Source organism: Pedobacter sp. UBA5917, from assembly GCF_002432345.1.
Lineage (GTDB): Bacteria > Bacteroidota > Bacteroidia > Sphingobacteriales > Sphingobacteriaceae > Pedobacter.
This window is the reverse complement of the sequence record NZ_DJDT01000149.1, coordinates 1-24,998: the sequence shown is the minus strand read 5'-3', so window position 1 is coordinate 24,998 and position 24,998 is coordinate 1. Positions and strand designations below refer to the sequence as shown.

Below are 24,998 nucleotides of genomic sequence, written 5' to 3'. Positions count from 1 at the left end.
TCCTAAACCTCTACTACGCTTTTTGGTGTAACCGCAAATATACGTTCGCTTGTTTTAGGATAAATGTTATAAAGTCCGGTAAATAAACTGAAAGCAGGTAATACCGCATAATCTTTACCAAAATAAAAGCAGGGGAATTTTAGCCGCTGTTTGGCTTTTCCTACAATGGTAACCCCCGGGTGGATATGTCCGCTAATGGGATACAAATCTTCTTCGGTACAATTGGGAGCATCATGGATAAAACAAAAAGGACCCAAACAAAAACTTGGTTCGTGTATGTCTATATTCATTGCTGCATAATCAGCATGTGCAAGCCTGTCGTGATTGCCCTTTACCAATAAAAAATCAAGTTGCTGGTATTGTTTCCGCCACTCAGAAAATTCTTCAATATCTTTATTCAGGCCATGGTGGAACATGTCGCCATTAATCAGCAAGGTTTTTGGGTTGTACTGTTTGATCAACAGGCTTAAACGCTGCAAATCGGTTTGTGCAATGGTAGCAGGCACCTGTAATCCAGCCTGACGGAAATGTGCCGATTTGCCCAGATGCAGATCGCTTATGGCTAAAAGTTGATGTTTGGGTAAATATAAAGCCCTTTCCTTATCTAAAATCAGTTCTTCTCCCTGGCTTGTAATGGTCATTTATTTCTCGTTATTGTCATCCTGAGCCTGTCGAAGGATCCCTTTGCCCAGGCAGTTCCAAAAATGTGTATCTACTTAATTTTCTCTGATTCGGCCTTCATCCGGGCAATCCTTTGTTCCAGCTCTTCCGAACTCATGTTCTCACGCAAACTATCAACCTTAATCGGAAAAGATAGCGGCGTAAAACTTTTCGGATTAGTTATTATAATGGCTCCATGCTGAATACGGTCTAACGCTGCTGCCAACCGCGGTTCTTCCAATTGCTGATAAAACACTTCATCGTAAGCTTGCCTCAAAAGTAAATTATGTTTGTCGTAATCACTAAAAACATTAAAAAATAAACCAGCAGATGACTGGAGATGTTTATTTGCTACGTATTTGCCCGGATAGCCCTGAAAAACCAGTCCAGAAATGCAGGCAATATCCCTGAATTTCCGTCTGGCCATTTCAGTTGAGTTTATACTAAGCGTAATATCTTCTGTTAAATTTTTAGGGGAAAAAACCTCGTAAGCAATCGATTCATCCATTGGGATTTCCGTTTCGCTCAAAAGTTCGAAACCATAATCGTTCATGGCAATAGAAAAACTGATCGGTAATAATTTGCTTAAACGATAAGCAACCAAAGCCGCCAGAACCTCATGCACCAAACGGCCTTCGAAAGGGTAGGCAAATAGATGGAAACCTTCTTTGTTGTTGATCAGCTCAATCAGTAATTCGTCGTTTTGGGGTACGTGAGAACGTTTTTCCTGTAATAAGAACAAAGGATAAACACAGTCCAGTTCCTCATCCTGATGGGTTTTATCTAAAGCCTCATTATATTTTTTGCGCAATACGGAACCTAAGTTGGATGATAAAGGCAGACGGCCACCATTCCAACTGGGCGAAATGGCATTTTTCTGTTTGCTTACCCTCACCACAACCGTCATATCCTTTACCTGGATAAATTCCAAAACCCTTCCGGCCAGACGGAAATTATCGCCGGCTTTTAAACGGGTAACAAAATATTCTTCTACCATGCCGATATATCCGCCAGAAATAAATTTTACTTTCAGCATGGCATCGCTAACAATCGTTCCGATGTGTAAGCGGTGCCGCATAGCAAGCTGACGGCTTTTTACTTTCCAAAGTCCATCTTCATCTTTCACTACCTTTTTAAATTCGGTATAAGCACTTAAACTATCGCCCCCTGAAGTGATAAACTGCATTACCCAATTCCATTCTTCAGGAAGGATAAGTTTGAAAGCATGGGTGTTTTTGATTTCTTCGTAAATAATTTTATCATCAAATCCGTCGCCTATGGCCAAAGTAACCAGGTACTGTACCAAAGTGTCGAAAACCATAATAAAAGGCTCCCGGCTTTCTATGTTGTTGGTTTTAGCGGCCTCTTTAATGGCAGCAGCTTCTACCAGTTCGAGTGCATGGGTAGGCAGGAAATATATTTTTGAGGTTTCGTGAGGGGAGTGTCCTGAACGGCCTGCACGCTGTAAAAACCGGGCAACACCTTTCGGCGAACCTACCTGCACCACGGTATCAACGGGCTTAAAATCAACGCCCAAATCTAATGATGAAGTGGCGATTACGGCTTTAAGCTGTCCGGTATGCAAAGCATCTTCAATCCAGTTGCGCAGTTCAAAATCTATCGACCCATGATGTATGGCAATACGTCCGGCCAGTTCAGGTTCGATATTCAGCAAATGTTGGTACCACATTTCCGATTGGCCGCGGGTATTGATGAAAATTAAAGTGGTTTTGCTTTTCGCAATGATAGGCAAAAGTTTATAGGCCAGTTTTAAGCCCAAATGGCCTGCCCAGGGCAAAGTTTCAATATCATCGGGTAAAATGGATTTGATGAGGATTTTCTTTTCCAGATCGGCTTTAACAATGATGCGCTTAGCTTCTACGTTTGGTGCCAATACATCTAAAGCTTCTTCGATATTGCCTATGGTAGCAGATATTCCCCAGATCCTTAAGAATTGATTTTTTTCCAGTTTTTGCAAACCTTTGATTCGCGAAACGGCCAACTCAACCAGCACACCCCGTTTACTGCCCAAAAGTTCGTGCCATTCGTCGGCCACTATACATTTAAGGTTCCTGAACAAAGTTGAAGAACCTTTCTGGGCCAGTAATAGATGCAGACTTTCGGGGGTAATGAGCAGAATTTCGGGCATCGATTTTTTCTGCTGTACTTTTTCCGCCTGTGAGGTATCGCCATTACGCACGCTAACATGCCAATCCAGTTCCAGTTCCAACAAGGTTTCGCGCATGGCCCTGGCAATGTCTTTGGCGAGGGAGCGGAGTGGGGTAATCCAGATCAATTGTAAACGGTCTTTTGCTTTTTTATTGCTCGCTTCGGATGCATTTAAAGCTTCGATCACCACTGCCAAAAATAGAGAAAAGGTTTTTCCGAAGCCTGTAGGTGCATTTACCAAACCGCTATAACCGTTAAGATAATATTGCCAGGCATCTTCCTGAAACTGAAAAGGCCTGCGTTTATTTGCCTTTAACCAGGCTTTTATTTTCTTATAACCTTTGGTTTTGGTTTGGTCCATTGTTTAATTTTTTATACAAACCTCGCATGTTTTAAAAACCTGCGAGGTTTAATTATAATGGTCTTTGGAGACACAGACCATGGTGTAGCATTATAAAGTAGATTGCAACAACTGTCTTAAATCTTCCAAAGTATTAATTTCATCTGCTTTTTTATCTTTTCGCCATCGTAATATACGGGGAAAACGCAAGGCTAAACCTGCTTTATGCCTTTTACTTTCAGCAATTCCTTCAAAAGCGATTTCGAATACGAGTTCGGGCTTTACCGTACGTACCGGACCGAATTTCTCAATTGCATTGCGGGTTACAAAGCTGTTTACTTCTTTAATTTCTTTATCGGTTAAGCCCGAGTAGGCTTTTGCAATGGTTACCAGGTTTTCTCCATCCCGAACAGCAAAAGTATAGTCGGTAAAGAAATTGGCCCTTCTACCGCTTCCTTTTTGGGCATAAATCATTACCGCATCAACGGTATATGGATTGATTTTCCATTTCCACCAATCGCCACGTTTTCTGCCGCTATGGTAATGTGAACTTAATTTTTTGAGCATGATGCCTTCGCTGTTGATTGAACGCGAAGTTTGCCTTAATGCAGCCAGTTCTTCCCATGTGCTGCAATTGATCACAGGGGATATCATCACCGCACTTTCGTCTAAACCTCCGATCAACTGCTCCAATATTTTTCTTCTTACACTTAATGGTTCTTCCCTGAAATCTTTTGCTTCATATTCTAAAATATCATAAACAAAGAAGCCGATAGGGGCATCTTCCAGTTGTTTTTTACTGATCGTTTTACGGTTTAAACGCTGTTGCAGGGTACTGAATGATAATACCTGTTTATCCTGCACAGCTAAAATTTCGCCATCCAGCACTACACCATCGGGCAGTACATCAATCATAAAATGCAGTTCGGGGAACTGCTCTGTAACCAGTTCTTCGCCACGGCTCCAGATAAAAAGTTCCCCATTCCGTTTTACAATCTGTCCGCGGATACCGTCCCATTTCCATTCTGCCTGCCATTCGGAAATATCGCCAAGCTTTTCGGGTTCCTGTTCTAAGGCGTATGCAAGGCAAAAGGGGTAAGGCCAGGAGTTGTCTGTATTTACATGGATGCCATTAACCAGTTCGTGAAAGGTGATTTCGTAAGGGTTCCATTTGCCCATAATGCTATGCATAATCTGGGCACTATCCAGGCTGCTTTGTTTGGCCAATGCATTTACCAGCATTTTATTGGAAACACCGATCCTGAAATTTCCGGAAATCAGTTTGTTAAAAATAAAACGTTCCTGGGTTTCGAGTTTGTTCCAGGCACTTAAAATAAAATCCTTTTTGGTTTCATCATCTTTACCTTCCAGATCGTGCAATTCCTCGATCCAGGTATGCAATTGAAAATCTGATGTGTTTTCAGCAGGAGGCAATAACAGGGCAATGGTTTCGCTTAAATCGCCTACATTGGCATAACTTTCGGCAAATAACCATTCAGGGGTATCGGTAATTTCAATCGCCCAGTATTTTAGCAAGGCCGATTTAATAGGCCTTTTAGGTTTTTTACCGGTAAATAAGGCAATCACCCATACCTTGTCTTTATCATCAGCATAGTTAAAATAATCAACCAACGCCACGATCTTATCGTTGGTTTTATTGCTCAGTTCGAGCTGCTGGATCAGTTTGGCAAAACGTTTCATGGCTATTTATTTTCGTTTTGCTCAGCTAAATCCACCTTGTTTTCTTCATCGTCTTCCTGCCCGAATTTGGTGAGCACTTCACTTGCTTCTATACCTTCATCATTTAAAAAACGGCTAAAAGCAGCTGTAAAACCATGGGTAACATAAACTTTTTCGGCACCGGTTGCGGTAATGGCTTCCATTAAACCCGGCCAATCGGCATGGTCGCTTAGTGCAAAACCGGCATCGGCACTTTGCCAACGGCGGTGTGCCCGTACCTGCATCCAGCCAGAACATATACCGGTAACAGGATGGGATAAATTCTTGATCCAGCGGCTATCGCGCATCGCAGGGGGTACAATTACAATGCCTTTCTGTAATTCATCTTTGGTGGTTTCGGGGCTAATCCTAATGGTTTCCGGAAGCTTTACACCGGCTGCTATAATCACCTCGTTCAGGTTGGCAATACTGTTATGTACGTAAATAGGAATATCGCCAGCCAGGTTTTTAATCAAACGCTGTGCCTTACCCAAACTATAGGCAATCAGTACACTGGTTTTCTGCTGATTGATATTGTCGTTTACCCAGCTCCTGATCCCGTTAAAAACAACTTCCTGTTTTTGCCATTTGTAAACAGGCAGGCCAAAAGTACTTTCTGAAACAAAAGAATGGCATTTTACTGGTTCAAAAGGCGTGGTAATGCCATCATCTTCTATTTTATAATCGCCTGATATGACGCAAACCTCGCCTTTATATTCTAAACGTACCTGCGCCGATCCGATAATATGCCCGGCAGGGAAAAACGAAATGTTTACGCCATTCCGGGTAATGCTTTCCCCATATTCGAGTGTTTCTACATTTAAATCTTCACTGATCCTTCTTTTGATGATGGGTTTGGTTAAGGTATGACAGAGGTAATACTTATTTCCAAATCGTACATGGTCGCTGTGCCCGTGCGTGGTTACGGCATAATCAACAGGCCACCAGGGATCTATATAAAAATCGCCCTGCTTACAGTAAATGCCTCTTTTGGTAAATTCGATCAATGCCATAGCTACTAAACAATAAATTTATGGATTAGTTTTAAATCAATATCGGGTAAATACCCGATAATTTAAAATATCGGCTAATTACCCGATAAAACGAAATATCGGCTAATTAGCCGATATTAGTTTTGTAATATGGATAATAAGTTCGATATTGTAATATGATTTGTATTATAACAGGCGATATTGTCGGCTCGAGAAAGATTAAGGACAGTTGGCTGTTAAGCTTAAAAACTGCTTTAAAAGTGGTTTCAGGGCAATATGGCAAGTGGGAGATCTTTCGTGGGGATAGTTTTCAGGTGGAAATTGAACCCAAAAATGCAATAAAGGTTGCAGCATATTTAAAGGCATGTATCAGGGTAAACAAGCCTGCAGATGTAAGGATGGGGATTGGTGTAGGAGGTATTAAAAACAGAAGAAAAAAGCTTTCAGAATCCAGCGGGGATGCTTTTATCAACTCCGGGGCAGCCTTTGATAGTTTAAAGCAGGCTAAAAGCAATTTGGCCATTAAAACCGATTTTCCGGATTTTGACGAGGAAATCAATGTGGTAATTAAGCTGTCGTTAATTGCCATGGATAGCTGGGGAGTGGTAGCGGCAGAAATGGTAAAACTTGCACTCGAAAATGAAAATCTGCTACAGAGCGAGTTAGCGGCTATTTCTGGTAGAACACAATCTTCTGTTAGCGAAGCGTTAAAACGTGCACATTATACCGAGATAATCGAAATGGATAAGTTATACCGTAAAAAATTGAACCAAACGATCTTAAAATAATGGATATCTATTTAATCAAGCTTATTATTGCCCATTTAATTGGAGATTTTTTTTTACAGCCAAATGCCTGGGTAAAAGATAAGGAACGGAAAAAGTTGAAATCAGCCAAACTTTATCTACATGTTGTGGTGCATGTGGTTTTGATATTTCTTGTTTTTTTAAGTTTTGATGTTTGGAAAACTGCTTTATTAATAGGTATAATCCATTTATTGATTGATGCATTAAAATCGATTTTTCAGACCAATAAAAATGCACGTATACTGTTCTTTGCCGATCAGGTTTTACATTTTACCTCGATTGTGGCCGTTTGGCATATTTTCTATAAAGGAAGTTTAGATATAGGCTTTTTAAATGATCCACATACCTGGATATTGATTTCGGGAGCTTTGTTTTTAAGTATGCCAACATCTATTATCATGAAGGTGATTATTGCCAAATGGATCCCCGATAACCAGCCCGACAGCCCAAAATCGCTTGAAAATGCGGGTAAATATATTGGGATATTGGAACGTATATTGATTTTCCTGTTTATTCTTACCAATCATTTCGAGGCTGTAGGATTTTTACTCGCGGCAAAATCGATATTCAGGTTTGGTGATCTGAAAGAAAAGCACGACCTCAAATTAACCGAATATGTATTAATAGGAACTTTGTTAAGCTTTGGTATTGCCATTGTAACTGCTATGCTTATCCAAAAGTTTATCTCATAAAAAAAGCAGCCCGAAGGCTGCTTTTAAAATTTTCTATCTTGCTCCCGGAGGGCAGTTTTCCTTTAAAAATTTGGTATAGGTTAACGATAAGTGCTCGCTTGTACCTTCGCCTTCATTGATGCTGTGTGTACGGTTAGGATAACTCATCAATTGAAAAACCTTTCTGTTTTTAATCAGTTCGTTGATCAGCATTTCGGCATTTTGATAATGAACGTTATCATCGCCGGTACCATGGATGTACAGTAAATTACCTTTTAAATTTTTGGCATAAGTAATAGGAGAGCCCTTTACGTAAGCTTCTTTGCTTGGAAATGGCGTGCCCATATAACGTTCCTGATAAACATTATCGTAGGTTAACTGGTTGCCAACCGCTGCAATAGCAATACCTGTTTTATAAATTTCTGGATATTGGAACATCAGGTTTAAGGTTGATGAACCACCGCCGCTCCAGCCCCAAACAGCTACGCGGTCTTTATCCATAAAAGCATTGGTAGCCAATAATTTTTTTGCGGCCATAGCCTGATCGCGGATATTGATCACACCAATATTTTTGTAAATACTTTTACGCCAGGTACTACCTTTCGGAACCGGTGCGCCCCTGTTATCCATAGATACATAGATATAGCCATCTTTGGCCATATCGCCGGCATATAAGAAGTTTCTTCCGGCACCATAAGTATCTGATGCCGTTGGCGAAGCAGGTTCGCCATAAACATAAAATACAACAGGATATTTTTTAGCCGGATTAAAATTATCAGGCTTTTTCATCCAACCGTCCATTTCAATGCCATCTTCGGTTGTTACCTTGAAAAACTCCACCTTGTTTTTAGTGGCTTCCTGTTTTGATAACTGTGTGGTAACACTTCCGTCCATGGTTAACGGATTGCCCGTGGTGAAATTCATCCACTCGGTAATCGGCCTAACGATTGAGCTGTTGTAAGTATGACGGGCAAAGGTTGCGCTAGGAGAAATGTCGTAATTATGCGTTCCGGGTAGGATAGAAGGGGTAACCTGTTCCGGTTTTCCTTTTCCATCCAGTTTGGTTTTAAATAGGTATTTCTGTGTAGCATTTGTTGGCGATGCAAGAAAATAAACCGTATTGTTTTTTACATCGATCAATTTCACATCAATCACATCATAATTACCTTTTGTAACCAAAGTTTCTTTTTTTCCATCAATACTGATCCTGTATAGATGGTTCCAGCCATCTTTGTCTGATACGATGGTAAACTCTTTATTATCGTTCAGCCATTTCCATTCGTCCTGTGCATCGATCCAGGCTTTTGCCTTTTCAGTATAAACCGCTTTTGCATCACCTGTAGCGGCATTGCAGATAAATACATTACTTTCGTTCTGCTCGCGGTTAAGCTGCTGCAAAATAATGTTATTGCTATTCGGTACCCACTGCATACGTGGAATGTAATGCTGGATATTATCGCCCGGAACGTTTAACCAGTTTGTTTTTGCGGTAGCGATATCAACCACGCCAACTTTGCAAACAGAAGGGTTTTCGCCAACTTTTGGATATTCTACAGGGATGGTATAAGGATAAATGGAGTCGGTATTGTTGATCATCAAAAAGTTTTTGATCTTGTTCGCATCAATTTGCCAGTAAGCAATTGACTTTCCATCAGGACTCCATCTGAAACCATCACGGCAATCGAACTCTTCTTCATAAACCCAATCGAAAGTACCGTTGATGAGGCGATCGGTACCATCAGTGGTTAAAGCTTTTGAATCCGAACCATCAATATTTTCTACATATAGGTTATGTTTGCTTACATAGGCTACTTTACTTCCATCGGGTGATAATTTGGCAAACATTAAAGATGAAGCTGGTTTATCCTTTCCGATCTGGGTAATCTTATTAGCTGTTAAATCTGCCAGCCAATAATCACCGCGGGTATCATAACGCCAAACTTTTTTACTGTTGGTATAAATCAATGCCTTAGTGCCATCATCAGATAACTGAAAGCTTCTTACAGCAATGGCATTGTCTTTTCCGGCAGGTGTTAATAATGTTCTCGAAATAACCGTTTTACGGTCGTTTTTAGGAAGGGTTACCGAAACGATTTCGCCACTTGCAATCTGATAGTAGGAGTTGCCGTCTTTTGTCCAATTGATACTTTGGGCTTTTGCATCAATTAGCGTGCATAATGCCATGCAGGCAACTGATAATCTGAATAATAAGTTTTTAATCATATGTAATTATTGGGCATAAAAAAAGCTTTTTAACTTTTGGGCTAATTTAAGTAAAAAGCCGGCAGTTAAAAAGCCATTAATTAGCAGGAATTGGTTAATTATTCACCACCGCCCTGCATTTTTGCTAAATCTTCCATGGTTACCACTTCGTAACCTGTTGGAACTTCTTTTGAGATTGCACCAACTTTACCTTCGGCAACAGATTTTAATGTAGTAGTAGTTTCTACACCTCTCTGAACCAATGTATATTTTACAGGGAAAGCAGCTAAACCAGGAAAATAGTTTTGAGAACCTACGTTAGGTAATTCAATATCTTTTGTAGCCCAAAGCTCCAATGTAGTACCTTTTTCATCTTTATAAGTATATTTTTCTGCACTGAAACCACCGATAGTCTGTTTTTCGCCTGTGGCTTTGAAATCAGAATATTTAGGGATAGCGCCCATTGCTTTTTCGATATCTGCTTTAGATTGTTTTACCGCAAATTGTTTCTGGGCAACCGGCACATCGATCAAAAGCAAGCCTGTTCTTTCATTGTTATCAGAAACAATACCGATTAAAGCAGGTCCCTGTTCCATCTCAATTTTGGTTAAACCGTTGTTGAATTTAACTTTCAGCTCTGCAGGTGGTTCCTGTCCGCCCATTGCAGCTTTTTGCTCATCGGTTAATTTATAAGCCAGGCCATAGGTTATGGTACCTTCGGCTATTTTCTTCTGTGCATGGGCGATAATGGCGCTGCTTACCAGGATTAAAGCGACTACGCTTGTTTTGATTGATTTGAACATGTTTTTTATTCAGTTTAGTTTTTTACCAATTAATTTTTTCTTTGTTTAGAAATGAAGAAATCCCTTTTTTAAAATCTTCACTTTCCCGTACACGGGCATTGATCTGTACCGCAGTTTCAAGGCATTTTTCGAGCAATGGGTTATTCGTCTGTGTAATCAGTTGTTTTGTAACCATTAACGAATTGCCCGAACTGCCGTTGCACAAACTTAATGCAAATTCTCTTACTATTTGATGAATTTCAGATGAATTCGTTACAAAATTTATCAAATTATATTTCAATGCCTGCTCTGCTGAAAAAGTTTTTCCTGTTAGCAGGATTTCTTTTGCAACGGATTCACTTACCTTCTGTTTTAGAAAACACGAAACAATGGCTGGTACAAAACCTATTTTAACTTCAGTATAGCCAAAATTGCTTTCGGGCGTTGCAAACACAATATCGCAGATGGTAGCCAAACCACAGCCACCGGCAATGGCATGACCTTCTACCTGGGCGATAACCACCTTAGGCAGGTAATAAATGGTAGTGAACAGTTTTTTTAGATTGTTGGAATCTGCAACGTTTTCTTCAAAGGTGTTATGCTGTAACTGTTGGAGGTATCCTAAATCGGCTCCAGCGCTGAATGATTCGCCATTTGCGTTTAATACCACTATCTTTACCAGGTCATCTTCTGAGGCGCGGATAAATGCGGCTGTTAATGCCGATATAAGCTGGGGGTTTAGGGCATTTCTTTTTTCAGGCCGGTTAATGGTTATGGTTGCAATCCGTTCTGCAACCTGATATAAAACCAGATTTTCCATGTTATTGGGTTAGTTGCACCAAATATGCTTTATTTTTCTTTAAAATATGAACTTCCGGATGATTATTCTGAAGAACTTTTTTAAAGAAGGCTATCTTATAATCCCTATTGGTAGCATCAATGAGCACGGTTTTATAGTTTATAGCCGGATCCAATGCTGTTAATTTAAATTTTGTATTGCCGCTGATCCAGAGGTCTGAAAACTGACCATTTCCCTGTAAAGATCTATAATTTAAGCGTTCATCGATCAGTAATATTTTATAACGGTGAAATACAATCTGATTATTCTTTAAAATGAAATCCTTTAATATGGTATCTTGTTTTAGGTTAAGTAAAGAGATCTTTTCTACCTGTAATTGTGACAATGCGGGCTTAACAAAAAAGTCGTAATTTTTATCGGTAACATTTAAATCGGTAACAAGGATACTTTCTCTTCCATTGATAAAAGCGGTTGCATAATTTTTTCTTAAGGAAAAGAAAATGATCTTTTGCTGGTGGATGGTACTTAGATCGTCACAAATAATTAATACTTGGTAAGCAACAAAAACAACCAGTGAAGAGAAAACAAAACGTTTGTTAAAGTTTACCAATCCGTAAATAAATAAACCCAGTGCCAAACTCAATAATATAAATTCGGGCAGGTTAATCCAGATTGAAGAAAAGGTAGCATAGGGTAGATCGGCAATCCATTTTAATACCGAATTGGTAAAATTGATGATCCATTCGAAAACCGGAGCTAAAAAACTAAGCCACGGTATCAAAATTGCTATTCCCAGATACATCATAAGCACCAATGGAAGGGTGATAAACAGATTGCCAAATAGAAAATAAAGCGGGAATTGGTGAAAGTAATAAATACTTAGCGGAAAGGTAACGATTTGTGCTGCCAGCGACATAGAAATAAAACTCCATAATTTATCAGGCCATTTATGCTTAATGTAGATCAGGTCATAAATTTTTGGCTGGAGATAAACCAATCCGAAAACAGCAAGATAGGAGAGTTGGAACCCCACATCCCAGATTAAAAAAGGATTGTAAATCAACTGGCAAAATGCAGAAAATGCCAAAATGTTATAACTGTTGGTGTTTTTAGATAATACTTTAGCTGTAATTAAAATACTGATCATGATCGCTGAACGTACAACAGACGGAGATAATCCGGTGAGTAATGCATATCCCCAGATTAATGTACAGATCAGCACCAGTTTTAAAATTTTCAGACCACGTTTCCTGTTCATAAAAGCCAGCAAAAAATCCAGCACCACATAAATAATTGCAACATGAGCGCCCGAGACGGATAATGCATGTATAGTACCTGTTTTACTATAAGCAGAAAGGGTTTCTTTACTTAAGTCTGCCCGATAACCCAATATCAGTGTAGAAGCCACTGCAAAAGCTTCGTCACTTTTAATCAGTTTACGGTATTTTTCTATCTGTTTCTCTCTTAAATCTAAAGCATGTTTGATAATGGTATTTCCGACATTGTTATTTGTCTTAATCAAATGGTTTTGGTCGGTAAAAGCCTGATGGTAAATATTCTGGTGCGCTAACCAGGCTTTGAAATCAAATTCGGCGGGATTGTAAGGCGGTTCAATTGCTGTACATTTAGCTGGAATAATAATTTCGTCTCCATATTTTAGTTTAAGCGGTTTTAAACTGTCTAATTTCAATGCGAGAAGTAATTGCCCGAATAATCTGATCTGCTTATCCTTTTGATAGCCGGAAATTACCTTCACTTTAAAACGTAGTATGCTTCCGGTTTTTTGTGGCTCGTCATTTACCCAAACTTTTAAAGAGATACAGTTGCTGTTTGCGAAGTAACTATTTTTTAATGTTTCATTATTTAGTAAACAAAGTAAGCCACCAAGATTGAAGAAAAATATAAACAATAAAATACCTATTAGTCCTTTAAAACGATATGCATTCAGCCTTTTATAATTAATATTGAATACCAGAATGCTTAAAAGGTTTAACAAAAGTATTATCTGCATAAACTGGAGAGATATTTTTGATGGAAAGAAATAAAAAATACCTATTCCTCCTAAAAAAGGAAGCAAAATCCTCGCAAAAACATATTCAGCCTTAAACATCGCCTAAAACTGATAACGTAGCTGAAGCTTTACTTCAGATTTTTTGTTGCCCTTAATTTCATCCAGATACGTCCCCACAGTTTCTACATCTTTGTAAATAAATAAACCATAGCGCATCCATATATTTAGCTTTTTAGCCAGATTGTATTTCAGGTTTAAATAGGTTCTGTAACCTTTCCCGCTGTACATTCCAAAGCTAAAGCTATACAATACGTCATCTTCGTAAGCATAAATCCTGCTGTTGTAGCTTGGTGTGTTAAAATAGGCAAACCTTATGTTACCGGTAATCCGCGAGAACATTGGCGAATAATCTATGTCCTGATAAATGAGATAGCCAAACTCTTTATTTGCTGCTCCTTTTTTATACTGGGAAACCTCTGCGCGGTTCTGCAAACTCCAGTTTTTATTTAATAGCCAGTTTACTTCAAGTCTGTAACCTGCTCTTTTTACCTGATCCAAAAATTTTACAGGTACATCCAAATCAGTATTCTGTTGTTTCTGTTCTGCTTTAAACCTGGCTAAAACTTTAAAGGTTTTGCTGGGCGTATAAACCGCTTGTGCTAAAAGCTCGTAACCTTTTGATGGTTCGTCAACACGGTATTTCAGCCATGGGAAACGGAAGTAATCGCCATAAAACGAAAAAGCCCATCGTTTACTCGGGTTCACATTTAAACCCAGGTACAATCCTTTTTCATTTACTGCTTCGGTTGATTCTGCTACCGCCTGATTGAAAAAGCTGTGATAATCTTTAGCATAATCGCGATAGGTTAGGGCTGCAGAAACTGCTTTGGATAAACTAACAAGTACGCCATTAATATATGCAAAACCACCTCCTAAGCCTTTTGCCCCTTCGCCATAGAGGTACATGTTTTTATAGGTGTAATTATAAAACAAACCGAAGTTGGTTAGCGATTTACCTGTGAAACTGTACCGATCGTAAGCTGCTGTTTGTACAACAAAACTGTTTCCGTAATTGCTTTGATAGGCAATTGCGCCTATGCTGAGTTCATTTTGAGCATATTGAATGGCTGTGCCATATAATTGCTGCGATAGAACACTCTTATTCTTAATTTCAGAAGGCGTTCGATGTAATCCGGTTTGATTAATGGTAGATTGCACCAAATTGCCATCTTTATCGGTTTTTTGACTCGCATCAAGATTTCTGAAAGAAATAAATGGCGTAATGTCGACATTTTTGAGAAGCGTAATTGTTGCAGAAGCCCCCCTGAAAAACGAATATTCGTTGGTAGAGTTATATGGTCTTAAACCCAGGTCTTTTTTAGCCACACTGGTTACATCGGGGCCCTTGCCAAAAGAAAAACCCGACCATAAGGTTAAGCCCTGCCCGAATTGTAAGGTGTAATCCCCAACAACCAGTTTTTTGATCCTGCCCAATTTAAATAAGGCTACATTACCCGAGTAAAAATCGAATGGTTTATTGAAAAACTTTTCACCGGCATCTTTATCCAGTGTAACACCTACAGAAAGTATCGTACTGTAATTATACCTGTACCGTGTCTGAAATTTCTCGGGCGTACCTAAATACCTGTTACCTGGCAAATCCGTAAAGCCCTTCTGTTTTTCTAAACTTTCAGCAAAACGCATCATCAGGTCGTTTTCGCCAAGCTTAAAAATATTCCTGAAATTTAGCTGCTGATATTCCGGCTGAACATTTACCGCGACAAAAGGCAATAAATTTTCGATGGTTCTAACATCAAAACCATCAATGCCCTGCAATTCTAAAGGATCTAAAAGCTGCCCGTTTTCTTTAACATAAGAGAAAAAATTACTGATCTGTAGTGGCGATAGGAAAACAAGACTCTTTAATTCCTCTGGCGTAACATGGTTCAGGTCGATAGGATGTTTGCGGTATCTCATCAGCACATCAACCAATTCGGTCATGTCGTAATCATCAGGCAAATTTTCCGTAACACTTTCGAGTATATCACGGATATCAATTTCCGTTTCGTTGCTCTCTTGTGCATTTGCCATGAAACCTATCATTACAAACGCAATAATCATCCTAATACGCATATGCACTAGGATTAAATGCTAACAAAAAAACGTTAGTAATGGCTATGCAGCCATTGCGGGCCAGTGTAAAACTGGTCAACAGGTTATTTTGGAGAGAAAAATAGTTGAAGGAAAAACCGATCAACATCAGATACCATATTTTCATAAGCGGAGATTAAGCCAATTAAAGAAAATAGGGTAATAGTTGATTTAGTACTAATATAGAAATATATTTTAAAAACTACACAAATAATATTTTTAAAAATACGTATTTGTATTATTTTACTGTAGTATAGTACCGCTTTTATAGTTCTTCGGCTAGGTTTACCAAAAAGCCTTTTAGTTTTTCCAGAGAATCTATAATTTTTTGGTTCTCTTTTACATCCGATTTATTGTTTTTTAGGTATTCTTTAGCACCTTTTAAAGTAAAGCCTTTTTCATCAACAAGGTTGAAGATGATTTTTAGGTTTTCTATGTCTTCGGGGGTAAATAAACGGTTGCCTTTCTTGTTTTTCTTAGGCTGTAGGATATCGAATTCTTTTTCGTAAAAACGGATCTGGGATGCGTTTACATTAAACATTTCAGTCACCTCGCCCATGGTATAATACATTTTATTAATGTCTCTTTCTTTATACGGCATAACTTGTGCTTGATTATGAGTGTTTTATATCGATTAATTAAAGTATTCAAATGTAGCTCGATTTTTCCTTAATAACGCAATAAAATTTTAATTTTGTTGCCTCCAATAATATTGAAATGACAGCAAAAGAGATTAGACAGGCATTCCTTAGTTTTTTTGAATCGAAACAACACCATGTTGTTCCTTCCGCACCGATCGTGGTTAAAAACGACCCTACATTGATGTTTACCAATGCAGGTATGAACCAATTTAAAGATCTGTTCTTAGGAGAGGCCGCCATTAAATATTCTCGTGTTGCCGATACCCAGCGTTGTTTACGCGTTTCAGGTAAGCACAACGATCTGGAAGAAGTGGGTATCGATACCTATCACCACACCATGTTCGAAATGCTGGGTAACTGGAGCTTTGGCGATTACTTTAAAAAAGAAGCCATTGCCTGGAGCTGGGAATTATTGACCGAAGTTTATAAAATCCCGAAAGATAAATTATACGTTACCTATTTCGAAGGTGATGAAAAAGAAGGTTTGGAAAAAGACCAGGAAGCTTTTGATCTCTGGAAACAATATGTAGATGAAAGCCATATTTTACCAGGGAACAAAAAAGATAATTTCTGGGAAATGGGCGATATGGGGCCATGTGGACCATGTTCTGAAATCCATGTAGATTGCCGTACCGATGAAGAAAAAGCTCTAGTTGATGGTGCTACACTGGTAAACGCCGATCATCCACAGGTTATCGAGATCTGGAATAACGTATTTATGCAATTTAACCGTTTAAAAGATGGTTCGTTGCAAAGTTTACCGGCCAAACATGTTGATACCGGAATGGGTTTTGAACGTTTAGTACGTGTTTTACAGGAAAAAACTTCAAACTACGATACCGATGTTTTTCAACCGATGATCCAGTTTATTGCAGAGAAATCTGGAATTAAATATGGTGCCGATGAGAAAACTGATATCGCTATGCGCGTTATGGCCGATCATATCCGTGCCATTTCATTTGTAATTGCCGATGGACAATTGCCTTCGAACAATAAAGCAGGTTATGTAATCCGCAGGATTTTACGCCGTGCAGTACGCTATGCCTATACTTTCTTAAACTTTAAAGAACCGTTTTTAAATCAATTGGTTCCATTATTGGCCGAACAGTTTAGAGGAGTTTTTGACGAACTGATCTCTCAACAGGATTTCGTGCAAAAAGTGGTTTTAGAGGAAGAAGTTTCGTTTTTAAGGACGTTATCTACAGGCATCCAGCGCTTTGAAAAATATCAGGCTTCAAATAATGTCGTAGAGGGTGCTTTTGCTTTCGAATTATCGGATACTTTTGGCTTTCCGATCGATTTAACAGAATTAATGGCGAGGGAAAAAGGCTGGACGGTTGACCTTGTAGGTTACGAGCAGGCTTTGAAAAAACAAAAGGACGATAGTCGTGCTGCAACTGCAATTGATACAGGCGATTGGATTGTGGTAAATACAGAAGATCAAAGCGAATTTGTTGGTTATGACGATCTTGAAATTGAAACCGAGATTTTAAAATACCGTAAAGTTAAAGCTAAAGGAAAAGAGCAATATCAGATTGTACTGCGTCAAACGCCTTTTTATGCCGAAAGTGGTGGTCAGGTAGGAGATACCGGTCGTTTAGAGGACCATAGCCGTCAGTTTTGGGTTGATATTACTGATACCAAAAAGGAAAACGGGTTAACTGTTCACTTTGCAGATATATTGCCCGATAATCTGGAAGGTAAATTCTGGGCTGTTGTTGATGAAGATAAACGTGTTTTAACTGAAGATAATCACTCGGCAACACACTTATTGCACGCTGCACTTAAACAGGTTTTAGGAAAACATGTTAACCAAAAAGGTTCGTTGGTAAATGCAGATTACCTGCGTTTCGATTTTTCGCACTTTGCTAAGGTAACCGACGAGGAACTGGCTCAGATTGAAGTAATTGTAAACCAGAAAATCCGCCAGAACATTAAATTAAAAGAGCAAAGAAATGTTCCATATCAGGATGCAATTGAAAGTGGTGTAACTGCTTTATTTGGTGAAAAATATGGCGATTTTGTACGTATGATCACTTTTGACGATCATTTTTCTAAAGAACTTTGTGGTGGCACGCATGTTAAAGCAACCGGACAGATCGGTTCTTTCAAAATTGTTTCAGAAAGTGCAGTAGCTGCAGGTGTACGCCGTATCGAAGCCATTACTGCTGATAAAGCAGAGCAGTTTTTCCTGGATCAAAGAAAAGAACTCGGATACTTAAAAGCATTATTAAACGGAAGCAAAGATTTATCAGCATCTGTTCAGGCTTTACTGGATGAAAATGCAAAACTGAAAAAGGAGATCGAAAAATCGACTATAGAGCGTGTAAATACCTTAAAACATGAAATTGTACACCATGTAAGGGGGATCCATGGTATAAACCTGATTGCAAAACATATCGATCTGCAAAGTGCGGATGCGGTTAAAAACCTTGCTTTCTCTTTAAAAGACATGATCGATAACCTTTTCCTTGTTTTTACAACCGAAATCGACGGCAAGCCAGGTATTACTGTAATGCTTTCTGATCATTTGGTTAAAAAAGGATTAAATGCTTCCAACATCGTTCGCGAGCTGGGTAAAGAAATCCAGGGGGGAGGCGGCGGACAGCCTTTTTATGCTACAGCAGGAGGTAAAAACCCGGCTGGGTTAAAAGCAGTTCTGGAAAAAGCGGAAAGCTTTATTCCGCATCATTAATTAAAAAAGGGACATTGAAATAAATCCAACGTAACAGACATAAAAAAGAGGCCTTAAAAGCCTCTTTTTTATGTTAATGTCTGCCGTGTCCTCCACCATGCCCTCTCGGTCCAAAATGCCCTCTACCTTCATGATGTCCGTTATTTCCACGGTAAGGCCTGAAATTATTTCTTGGTGAATTATACCTGATCCTGCTTCCACCTCCATAAGATGAACGGTAATAATTATTGTGGCTAACATAAGTTACCCTATGTGTATTGTAATTGCGGTATGGGCTATTGCCATAAACTACAATTTTTCTTCCGTGGTGTAAATCATAGCCCCTGTACCTTGCAGGTAAATAACGAGATCTTGTCCATCGGTTCCCACTCAGATAAACAAACTGCCTTTGTGGAACATAATAATACGATTGTACTTCGGGGAGGTAATAATAATTTACGCTTTGATAACCCGCCGGAACCCATGCAGGTTGTGCGCCAATGTTTACGTTAATACTTACCTGAGCGTTAGATTGATTAGATGTTAAAGCCACGATACCTAAAATCGCGGAAATGATAAATAACTTTTTCATAATAATCTATTTTATTTGTGTGTACCTCGGTAATTCAAACGCTGTGCCAAAACTTCTATTGTAACAGATATATGAAAAAAGGGAGCGCCGTTCAGCGTTCCCTCCATCAAAACTAAATATTGCCTTTAGTGGCGATCGTTACCACGACCTTCTCCACGGTTTCTTTCGGGGCGGTTATTCCTGTTTTCGTTACGTTGTGGACGACTGTTTTGTTCCGGCCTTGTAACTCTTCTTTCTGTTATACGTGCAGGCCGATTGTTATTTCGTACAACAACTGTGGTTCTTTGGTTGTAATTTGGATGTCCCTTTACTACAAAATATTTTGCATCCCGGCTATCTCTTATAATGGTTTGATGACCGCCATAGTTTTTGTATCTGCTATACCGGGTTACATAAACATTATTCCTTAAATATGGTCTAGGTTCATTGATTACCACTTTATATGCACGGTATAGATCAAAGTTCCCGTATTGGGCAGGTAAAGTATTTACCCAAACCCAACGGCCACCGTTTAGATATATGTATTGACCAGAAGGCACATAATAGTAAGCATCAATATCAGGGAAGTAATAATAATCTACATGATCATAACCTGTTGGTCCCCAAACCGGTTGAGAACCGATATTGATATTTAAGCTAACCTGTGCTTTTGCATTGTTTGTACCGAATAATGAAACCATCATCACAGCGGCAATTAAAACTAACTTTTTCATACGTTTTTAATTAAAGGTTTTCTGTGTGTTTAATTGTAGAAATAGAGCCAATATTTAGGAGTTGGTTTAATTTTAAATTTGGCATTTAACATTCTTTAACTATTAAATAGATCATTGAGTAATTTTACTCATTTTATTGAGTAAAATGTAAAAATGTTTGTAATTATTTGATTTACAGTATTTTGACTGTTAATTTTTTAAGTCAAAAAATCAACAATTATCTATTTTAAATATTTATATGAACTAATAATTGGCTGTAATTTGTAATTACTTACTTTATTGAGTAAATTTACTCATGTTATTGAGTAAATTGTAAAATATGTATCAACGTTCTTATTTACAGAAACTTATAAAGGTAATGAATGAGCCAAAGCGGTTTGTTCAGGTGCTTGTAGGGCCAAGGCAGATTGGTAAAACTACATTAATCAGTCAATTGATTAGGGAAATAAATCTGCCCTGTATTTTCGAGTCGGCGGATGCTGTAGCTGCTTCTGACCGCACATGGATCGAAGTGATATGGTATAACACAAGGGAACAGCTTAAAGAGCCTGGAGTTGATGGATTTGTTCTGATCATTGATGAAATCCAAAAAATAGATAATTGGAGTGAAATTGTAAAGCGTCTTTGGGATGAGGATATGCGAAATGGGGTAAATATTAAGGTTATTTTACTTGGCTCGTCGAGGTTATTGATTCAGCAGGGCTTAACAGAATCATTGGCGGGAAGATTTGAGTTAACCTATTTAGGACATTGGAGTTTTCCGGAAATGGAAGCGGCTTTCGGTTTTACCGCAGAGCAATATGTTTGGTTCGGAGGGTATCCCGGATCGGCAGGTTTAATCGATGATGAGGAGCGTTGGAAAAGTTATGTTTCAAATGCATTAATTGAGACCAGTATTTCGAAGGATATTTTAATGCTCACCCGTGTAGATAAACCTGCATTGATGAAACGTTTGTTTGAGTTGGGCTGTTTGTACACGGGTCAGATTTTATCATTCACCAAAGTGTTGGGGCAACTATCTGATGCAGGAAATACCACAACACTGTCACATTATTTACAATTGATGGATACCGCCGGTTTATTGGGAGGGATTGAAAAATTTGCTGCCGATGTAATCCGGAAACGATCATCCAGTCCGAAGTTTCAAGTGCATAATAACGCTTTGGTAAGTGCGCAAAGAAATGAGTTCTTTGGAGAAATCAGAAAAAATCCTGCAGAATGGGGTAGGATGGTCGAATCTTCTATTGGTGCACATTTATTAAACCATTCTTTTGTAGAAGGTTATAAGGTTTTTTATTGGCGGCATAGAAATGATGAAGTAGATTTTATTCTGGAAAAAAGAGGTAAAATAATCGGCTTAGAAGTTAAAAGTACTGGATTGGTTAGTAAAACATCGGGCATGGATGCATTTAACAAAATGTACAGGCCAGATAAAATGCTAATGGTTGGGGCAGGTGGTTTGCCATGGGAGGAATTTTTAAGGATTTCTCCTTCAAGCCTTTTTTAACGAAAGACTAAATAATAACTATATTTGAATCATTAATATTTAACCACAGATAAAGCAAATCTGTGGTTAATAAATTTATAACAATACACGAAGCTTTAAATGTCTTTACAAGAAACAAGCCCCCAAACTGCTTTCGAACTCGTTTCAGGATTGGAAATCCACGTTCAGTTAAATACAAATACAAAAATATTTTCTGCTGATAGTGCATCTTTCGGAGCTTTACCTAATCAAAATATATCAACTGTTTCGCTGGCCTTGCCAGGCGCACTGCCAAAGCTGAATAAAGAAGTGGTTGCAAAAGCCATCCGCATTGGTCTGGCTTTAAACTGCACTATCAATCAGGTTAACCATTTTGACCGGAAAAATTATTTTTATGCCGATCTGCCTAAAGGGTACCAGATCACACAGGATAACCAACCGATATGCGTAAATGGTTTTCTGGAGCTTCAGTTAGCTGATGGTTCTACCAAAAAGATCGGTATTAACCGTATTCATTTAGAAGAAGATGCGGGTAAAAGCATCCACGATCAGGATGAAAATTATTCGTTGGTTGATTTAAACCGTGCCGGAGTGCCTCTGATCGAGATTGTTACCGAGCCTGATATCCGTAGTTCGGAAGAAGCTTCTGTGCTGTTAAGCGAAATCAGGAAACTGGTAAGGCACTTAAACGTCAGCGATGGCAATATGGAAGAGGGAAGTTTACGCTGTGATGCCAATATTTCGATCCGTGAGCAGGGCAGTGCCGAATTTGGGACGCGCTGTGAAGTAAAAAACCTTAACTCGATGCGCAACGTACGTAGGGCTATGGATTTCGAATTTGGCCGTCAGGTAGAAGTGATCAGTAATGGAGGAAGGATTATCCAGAGTACCTTAAATTTTGATGCCGATAAAGGCACAACTTCACCAATGCGTACCAAAGAAGAGGCAAATGATTATCGTTATTTTTCAGATCCCGATCTGCAGCCCATCTATATTTCTGACGATTGGGTGGCAGAGATTAAATCTTTGATGCCATTATTGCCCAATGAGATTTCGCAACAGATGATTGCTGAATTTGGCATCAGTAAAGCAGATGCAGCACTTTTTGCAGAAGATTTAGACCTGTTGAATTATTTTAATGCAGCCCAGCCGGTTGTTAAAAACAAAAAAAACCTTATCAATTGGCTAATCGGTCCAATTAGAGCAGTTCTGAATGAAAAAGGAATTACAATATCCGATTTTAAGGTAAATCCTTCACAATTGGCCGAAGCAATTAACCTGGTTGATGATAAAAAAATCACCCAACAGATTGCGATCCAGCAGTTATTACCGGCACTGGAACAGCAGGATAATACAGATGTTACCGGTCTGGCTCAATCGTTAAACTTGCTTATTTCCGAAAATGGAGATGAATTAAGTGGTTTTATTGATGAAGTGTTAAATAAATATCCACAGCAGGTAGATGCGTACAAGAAAGGTAAAAAAGGCGTTTTAGGTTTGTTTGTTGGCGATGTAATGAAACTGGCCAAAGGTAAAGCCGACGCTAAAAAATTAAATGAATTAATACTTGAAAAACTGAAATAATGAGACTAAAACAATTGAGCCTGATCATGCTGATCGCGATTGCCTTCACTGCATGTAAACCAAAAGATAGCTTTACCATTGATGGGACTTTCCAGAATCCGGGAACGGAAAAGAAAGTATTTTTATACGGTATGCAGAACAGCAGTATGGTTGCGATCGATTCGACCAACTTATCGGAAAAAGGCGAATTTAAATTTATCCGTAAAACACCATCAGTTGATTTTTTCAGGGTATCAGTAGGTAACCATGAGTTTATGCTGATTGCAAAAAACGGCGATGGGATTAAATTAGAGGCCGATTTGGCGGATAAAACCATGGCTTACAAAATTTCGGGAGCCAATGAAGTTGATAAATTATCGGAGTTAAACAGCATCAGAAACAATTTTGCTAAGCAGGTTGAAAAATTACAGGCCGATTTTGAAGCAAAAGTAGCTGAACAACCGCAAAATAGGGCTGCTGTTTTAGAATCGATGAAACCACAGTACGAATCTTATATCAATCAGTTAAATACGCAGATCCTAAAATTTGCAAAAGATAATAAAGGAACGCTGGCCAGTTTTTACGCAATGAGCACTTTAAGTCCACAGGATTTTGAAGCCGAACTGGTAAAGTTTGCCGATGAGGTTAAAGAAGAGATTAAAGGTAATCCTACGGTTGATGCTTTTGTAAAGCAGATGGCACTTTTAAAAACTGTTCAGGTAGGTCAGGTTGCTCCGGCATTTACAATCAATACTGCAGATAATAAGCCTGTAAGCTTATCAGATTATAAAGGCAAATATGTTCTGATAGATTTCTGGGCTTCATGGTGCCAGCCCTGCCGTCAGGAAAACCCGAATGTGGTTAAAGTTTACAATAAATTTAAAAGCAAGAACTTCGATATCATCGGTATTTCTTTAGATACGGACAAAGCAGCGTGGTTAGGAGCGGTAAAAGCAGACGGATTAACCTGGATGCATGTTTCGGAATTGAAGGATTTTAATGGTGAAACGGTAAAAAAATACCAGGTTCAGGCCATCCCGACCTCTTATCTGGTTGATCCTGCTGGAAAAATTGTGGCTAAAAACCTGCGTGGTGATGAACTGGATGCATTTTTGGGTAAAACGTTACGTTAAAACAAATTCCATGTTAAACTAATTTAAGTAATTAACAATTTCTTAACTTAGACTTAACTAAATATTGCATCATAGACACTACTTTCGTAACAAATATTTAACTATGAACAACGCAGGTCAGAAAATATTAATTGTTGATGATGAACCAGATATTCTGGAGCTTATTGAATATAACCTAAAGAAAGAAGGTTATCAGGTTTTCACAGCGACCAATGGCCAGGAGGGAATTACTGTAGCGAAAAAGGTTCATCCGGATTTGATTATCCTGGATATTATGATGCCTAAAATGGATGGGATAGAGGCTTGCCGTTTAATGAGGGCAATTCCTGAATTTAAAAATACCTTTATGGTTTTTTTAACCGCCAGAAGTGAAGAGTATTCTGAAATTGCAGGTTTTAACGTTGGTGCTGATGATTATATCGCAAAACCGATCAAACCACGTGCCCTGGTAAGCCGAATTAATGCAATTTTAAGACGAAACGCAGGAACTGAAGAAGTTTCTGAAAATAAACTTGAAATTGGCGATCTGGTAATCGACCGCGAAGCTTACCTGGTTTTTCAGGGTGGTAACAAGGTTGTGTTGGCCAAAAAAGAATTTGAGCTTTTATACTTATTGGCTTCAAAACCTGGGAAAGTTTATACCCGCGAATCGATTCTTAAAAATATCTGGGAAGATTCGGTAGTGGTAACCAACAGAACAATTGATGTCCATATCCGTAAATTAAGGGAAAAATTGGGCGAAACTTATGTTTCAACTGTAAAAGGGGTAGGCTATAAGTTCGAGCTTTCTTAAGTTAATTAAAATAAAAAATATTAGCCGTCCAGATGTAAAATTGGACGGCTTTTTTTATACTTGTCATCTCGACCGAAACGCAACTTGTACCGATTTTACAT

19 protein-coding genes are annotated in these 24,998 nt (G+C 38.8%); 7 read left to right on the top strand and 12 right to left on the bottom strand.

The window, feature by feature from the left end:
- Positions 1-2: 2 nt before the first annotated feature.
- From pdeM to B2V92_RS09110, 4 genes are all read right to left on the bottom strand, one after another.
- Positions 3-641: a ligase-associated DNA damage response endonuclease PdeM gene (pdeM, locus tag B2V92_RS09125; RefSeq protein ID WP_293307109.1), complete on the bottom strand. Its 639-nt coding sequence runs from the start codon at positions 639-641 to the stop codon at positions 3-5.
- A 71-nt stretch (positions 642-712) separates the two neighbouring features.
- Entirely contained in the window at positions 713-3,190 is a 2,478-nt protein-coding gene (locus B2V92_RS09120) for a ligase-associated DNA damage response DEXH box helicase (RefSeq protein ID WP_293307107.1), read from the bottom strand.
- Positions 3,191-3,280: 90 nt separating this feature from the next.
- Positions 3,281-4,870, bottom strand: coding sequence for an ATP-dependent DNA ligase (locus B2V92_RS09115; RefSeq protein WP_293307105.1), 1,590 nt, complete (start codon positions 4,868-4,870; stop codon positions 3,281-3,283).
- Between the two features lie 2 nt (positions 4,871-4,872).
- Positions 4,873-5,901: a ligase-associated DNA damage response exonuclease gene (locus tag B2V92_RS09110; RefSeq protein WP_293307103.1), complete on the bottom strand. Its 1,029-nt coding sequence runs from the start codon at positions 5,899-5,901 to the stop codon at positions 4,873-4,875.
- Positions 5,902-6,056: 155 nt separating this feature from the next.
- Here B2V92_RS09110 and B2V92_RS09105 point away from each other — a divergent pair, with 155 nt between their 5' ends.
- Both B2V92_RS09105 and B2V92_RS09100 read left to right on the top strand, forming a co-directional pair.
- Positions 6,057-6,668, top strand: coding sequence for a SatD family protein (locus tag B2V92_RS09105; RefSeq protein WP_293307101.1), 612 nt, complete (start codon positions 6,057-6,059; stop codon positions 6,666-6,668).
- A complete protein-coding gene (locus B2V92_RS09100) occupies positions 6,668-7,378 on the top strand; it encodes a DUF3307 domain-containing protein (RefSeq protein WP_293307099.1) in 711 nt (236 codons plus the stop codon). The genes B2V92_RS09105 and B2V92_RS09100 overlap by 1 nt, the downstream gene beginning before the upstream one ends.
- A 33-nt stretch (positions 7,379-7,411) precedes the next feature.
- Here B2V92_RS09100 and B2V92_RS09095 read toward each other — a convergent pair whose 3' ends face one another.
- The 6 genes from B2V92_RS09095 to B2V92_RS09070 all read right to left on the bottom strand — a co-directional run bounded on the left by B2V92_RS09095 (position 7,412) and on the right by B2V92_RS09070 (position 15,903).
- Entirely contained in the window at positions 7,412-9,580 is a 2,169-nt protein-coding gene (locus tag B2V92_RS09095; RefSeq protein ID WP_293307097.1) for a S9 family peptidase, read from the bottom strand.
- A 98-nt stretch (positions 9,581-9,678) separates the two neighbouring features.
- The gene (locus B2V92_RS09090) at positions 9,679-10,362 is read right to left on the bottom strand and encodes a hypothetical protein (RefSeq protein WP_293307095.1); all 684 of its coding nucleotides are present in this window, start codon (positions 10,360-10,362) and stop codon (positions 9,679-9,681) included.
- 22 nt (positions 10,363-10,384) lie between these two features.
- On the bottom strand, positions 10,385-11,161 hold the full coding sequence (locus B2V92_RS09085; RefSeq protein ID WP_293307093.1) for an enoyl-CoA hydratase/isomerase family protein: 777 nt from the start codon (positions 11,159-11,161) through the stop codon (positions 10,385-10,387).
- 1 nt (position 11,162) lies between these two features.
- Entirely contained in the window at positions 11,163-13,151 is a 1,989-nt protein-coding gene (locus B2V92_RS09080; protein WP_293307091.1) for a ComEC/Rec2 family competence protein, read from the bottom strand.
- 102 nt (positions 13,152-13,253) lie between these two features.
- A complete protein-coding gene (locus B2V92_RS09075; protein WP_293307089.1) occupies positions 13,254-15,242 on the bottom strand; it encodes a helix-hairpin-helix domain-containing protein in 1,989 nt (662 codons plus the stop codon).
- A 325-nt stretch (positions 15,243-15,567) separates the two neighbouring features.
- Positions 15,568-15,903, bottom strand: coding sequence for a MerR family transcriptional regulator (locus B2V92_RS09070; protein WP_113951188.1), 336 nt, complete (start codon positions 15,901-15,903; stop codon positions 15,568-15,570).
- Between the two features lie 116 nt (positions 15,904-16,019).
- Between B2V92_RS09070 and alaS the strand changes: the two genes are divergently transcribed.
- The gene (alaS, locus tag B2V92_RS09065) at positions 16,020-18,638 is read left to right on the top strand and encodes an alanine--tRNA ligase (protein WP_293307086.1); all 2,619 of its coding nucleotides are present in this window, start codon (positions 16,020-16,022) and stop codon (positions 18,636-18,638) included.
- A gap of 73 nt (positions 18,639-18,711) precedes the next feature.
- Here alaS and B2V92_RS09060 read toward each other — a convergent pair whose 3' ends face one another.
- Positions 18,712-19,209: a hypothetical protein gene (locus tag B2V92_RS09060; protein ID WP_293307084.1), complete on the bottom strand. Its 498-nt coding sequence runs from the start codon at positions 19,207-19,209 to the stop codon at positions 18,712-18,714.
- A gap of 125 nt (positions 19,210-19,334) precedes the next feature.
- Positions 19,335-19,922: a hypothetical protein gene (locus B2V92_RS09055; RefSeq protein ID WP_293307082.1), complete on the bottom strand. Its 588-nt coding sequence runs from the start codon at positions 19,920-19,922 to the stop codon at positions 19,335-19,337.
- A gap of 358 nt (positions 19,923-20,280) precedes the next feature.
- Here B2V92_RS09055 and B2V92_RS09050 point away from each other — a divergent pair, with 358 nt between their 5' ends.
- The 4 genes from B2V92_RS09050 (at position 20,281) to B2V92_RS09035 (ending at position 24,897) form a co-directional block, all read left to right on the top strand.
- Entirely contained in the window at positions 20,281-21,429 is a 1,149-nt protein-coding gene (locus tag B2V92_RS09050; RefSeq protein WP_293307080.1) for an ATP-binding protein, read from the top strand.
- A 99-nt stretch (positions 21,430-21,528) separates the two neighbouring features.
- A complete protein-coding gene (gene gatB / locus B2V92_RS09045; RefSeq protein WP_293307078.1) occupies positions 21,529-22,992 on the top strand; it encodes an Asp-tRNA(Asn)/Glu-tRNA(Gln) amidotransferase subunit GatB in 1,464 nt (487 codons plus the stop codon).
- Positions 22,992-24,104: a TlpA disulfide reductase family protein gene (locus B2V92_RS09040; protein WP_293307076.1), complete on the top strand. Its 1,113-nt coding sequence runs from the start codon at positions 22,992-22,994 to the stop codon at positions 24,102-24,104. Before gatB ends, B2V92_RS09040 begins: the two co-directional genes overlap by 1 nt.
- Before the next feature lie 103 nt (positions 24,105-24,207).
- The gene (locus tag B2V92_RS09035; RefSeq protein ID WP_113951181.1) at positions 24,208-24,897 is read left to right on the top strand and encodes a response regulator transcription factor; all 690 of its coding nucleotides are present in this window, start codon (positions 24,208-24,210) and stop codon (positions 24,895-24,897) included.
- Positions 24,898-24,998: the final 101 nt, after the last annotated feature.

Coding starts and splice junctions, on each gene's coding strand:
- pdeM (WP_293307109.1), bottom strand. CDS start 641: ATGACCATTACAAGCCAGGGAGAAGAACTGATTTTAGATAAGGAAAGG.
- B2V92_RS09120 (WP_293307107.1), bottom strand. CDS start 3,190: ATGGACCAAACCAAAACCAAAGGTTATAAGAAAATAAAAGCCTGGTTA.
- B2V92_RS09115 (WP_293307105.1), bottom strand. CDS start 4,870: ATGAAACGTTTTGCCAAACTGATCCAGCAGCTCGAACTGAGCAATAAA.
- B2V92_RS09110 (WP_293307103.1), bottom strand. CDS start 5,901: ATGGCATTGATCGAATTTACCAAAAGAGGCATTTACTGTAAGCAGGGC.
- B2V92_RS09105 (WP_293307101.1), top strand. CDS start 6,057: ATGATTTGTATTATAACAGGCGATATTGTCGGCTCGAGAAAGATTAAG.
- B2V92_RS09100 (WP_293307099.1), top strand. CDS start 6,668: ATGGATATCTATTTAATCAAGCTTATTATTGCCCATTTAATTGGAGAT.
- B2V92_RS09095 (WP_293307097.1), bottom strand. CDS start 9,580: ATGATTAAAAACTTATTATTCAGATTATCAGTTGCCTGCATGGCATTA.
- B2V92_RS09090 (WP_293307095.1), bottom strand. CDS start 10,362: ATGTTCAAATCAATCAAAACAAGCGTAGTCGCTTTAATCCTGGTAAGC.
- B2V92_RS09085 (WP_293307093.1), bottom strand. CDS start 11,161: ATGGAAAATCTGGTTTTATATCAGGTTGCAGAACGGATTGCAACCATA.
- B2V92_RS09080 (WP_293307091.1), bottom strand. CDS start 13,151: ATGCAGATAATACTTTTGTTAAACCTTTTAAGCATTCTGGTATTCAAT.
- B2V92_RS09075 (WP_293307089.1), bottom strand. CDS start 15,242: ATGGCAAATGCACAAGAGAGCAACGAAACGGAAATTGATATCCGTGAT.
- B2V92_RS09070 (WP_113951188.1), bottom strand. CDS start 15,903: ATGCCGTATAAAGAAAGAGACATTAATAAAATGTATTATACCATGGGC.
- alaS (WP_293307086.1), top strand. CDS start 16,020: ATGACAGCAAAAGAGATTAGACAGGCATTCCTTAGTTTTTTTGAATCG.
- B2V92_RS09060 (WP_293307084.1), bottom strand. CDS start 19,209: ATGAAAAAGTTATTTATCATTTCCGCGATTTTAGGTATCGTGGCTTTA.
- B2V92_RS09055 (WP_293307082.1), bottom strand. CDS start 19,922: ATGAAAAAGTTAGTTTTAATTGCCGCTGTGATGATGGTTTCATTATTC.
- B2V92_RS09050 (WP_293307080.1), top strand. CDS start 20,281: ATGAATGAGCCAAAGCGGTTTGTTCAGGTGCTTGTAGGGCCAAGGCAG.
- gatB (WP_293307078.1), top strand. CDS start 21,529: ATGTCTTTACAAGAAACAAGCCCCCAAACTGCTTTCGAACTCGTTTCA.
- B2V92_RS09040 (WP_293307076.1), top strand. CDS start 22,992: ATGAGACTAAAACAATTGAGCCTGATCATGCTGATCGCGATTGCCTTC.
- B2V92_RS09035 (WP_113951181.1), top strand. CDS start 24,208: ATGAACAACGCAGGTCAGAAAATATTAATTGTTGATGATGAACCAGAT.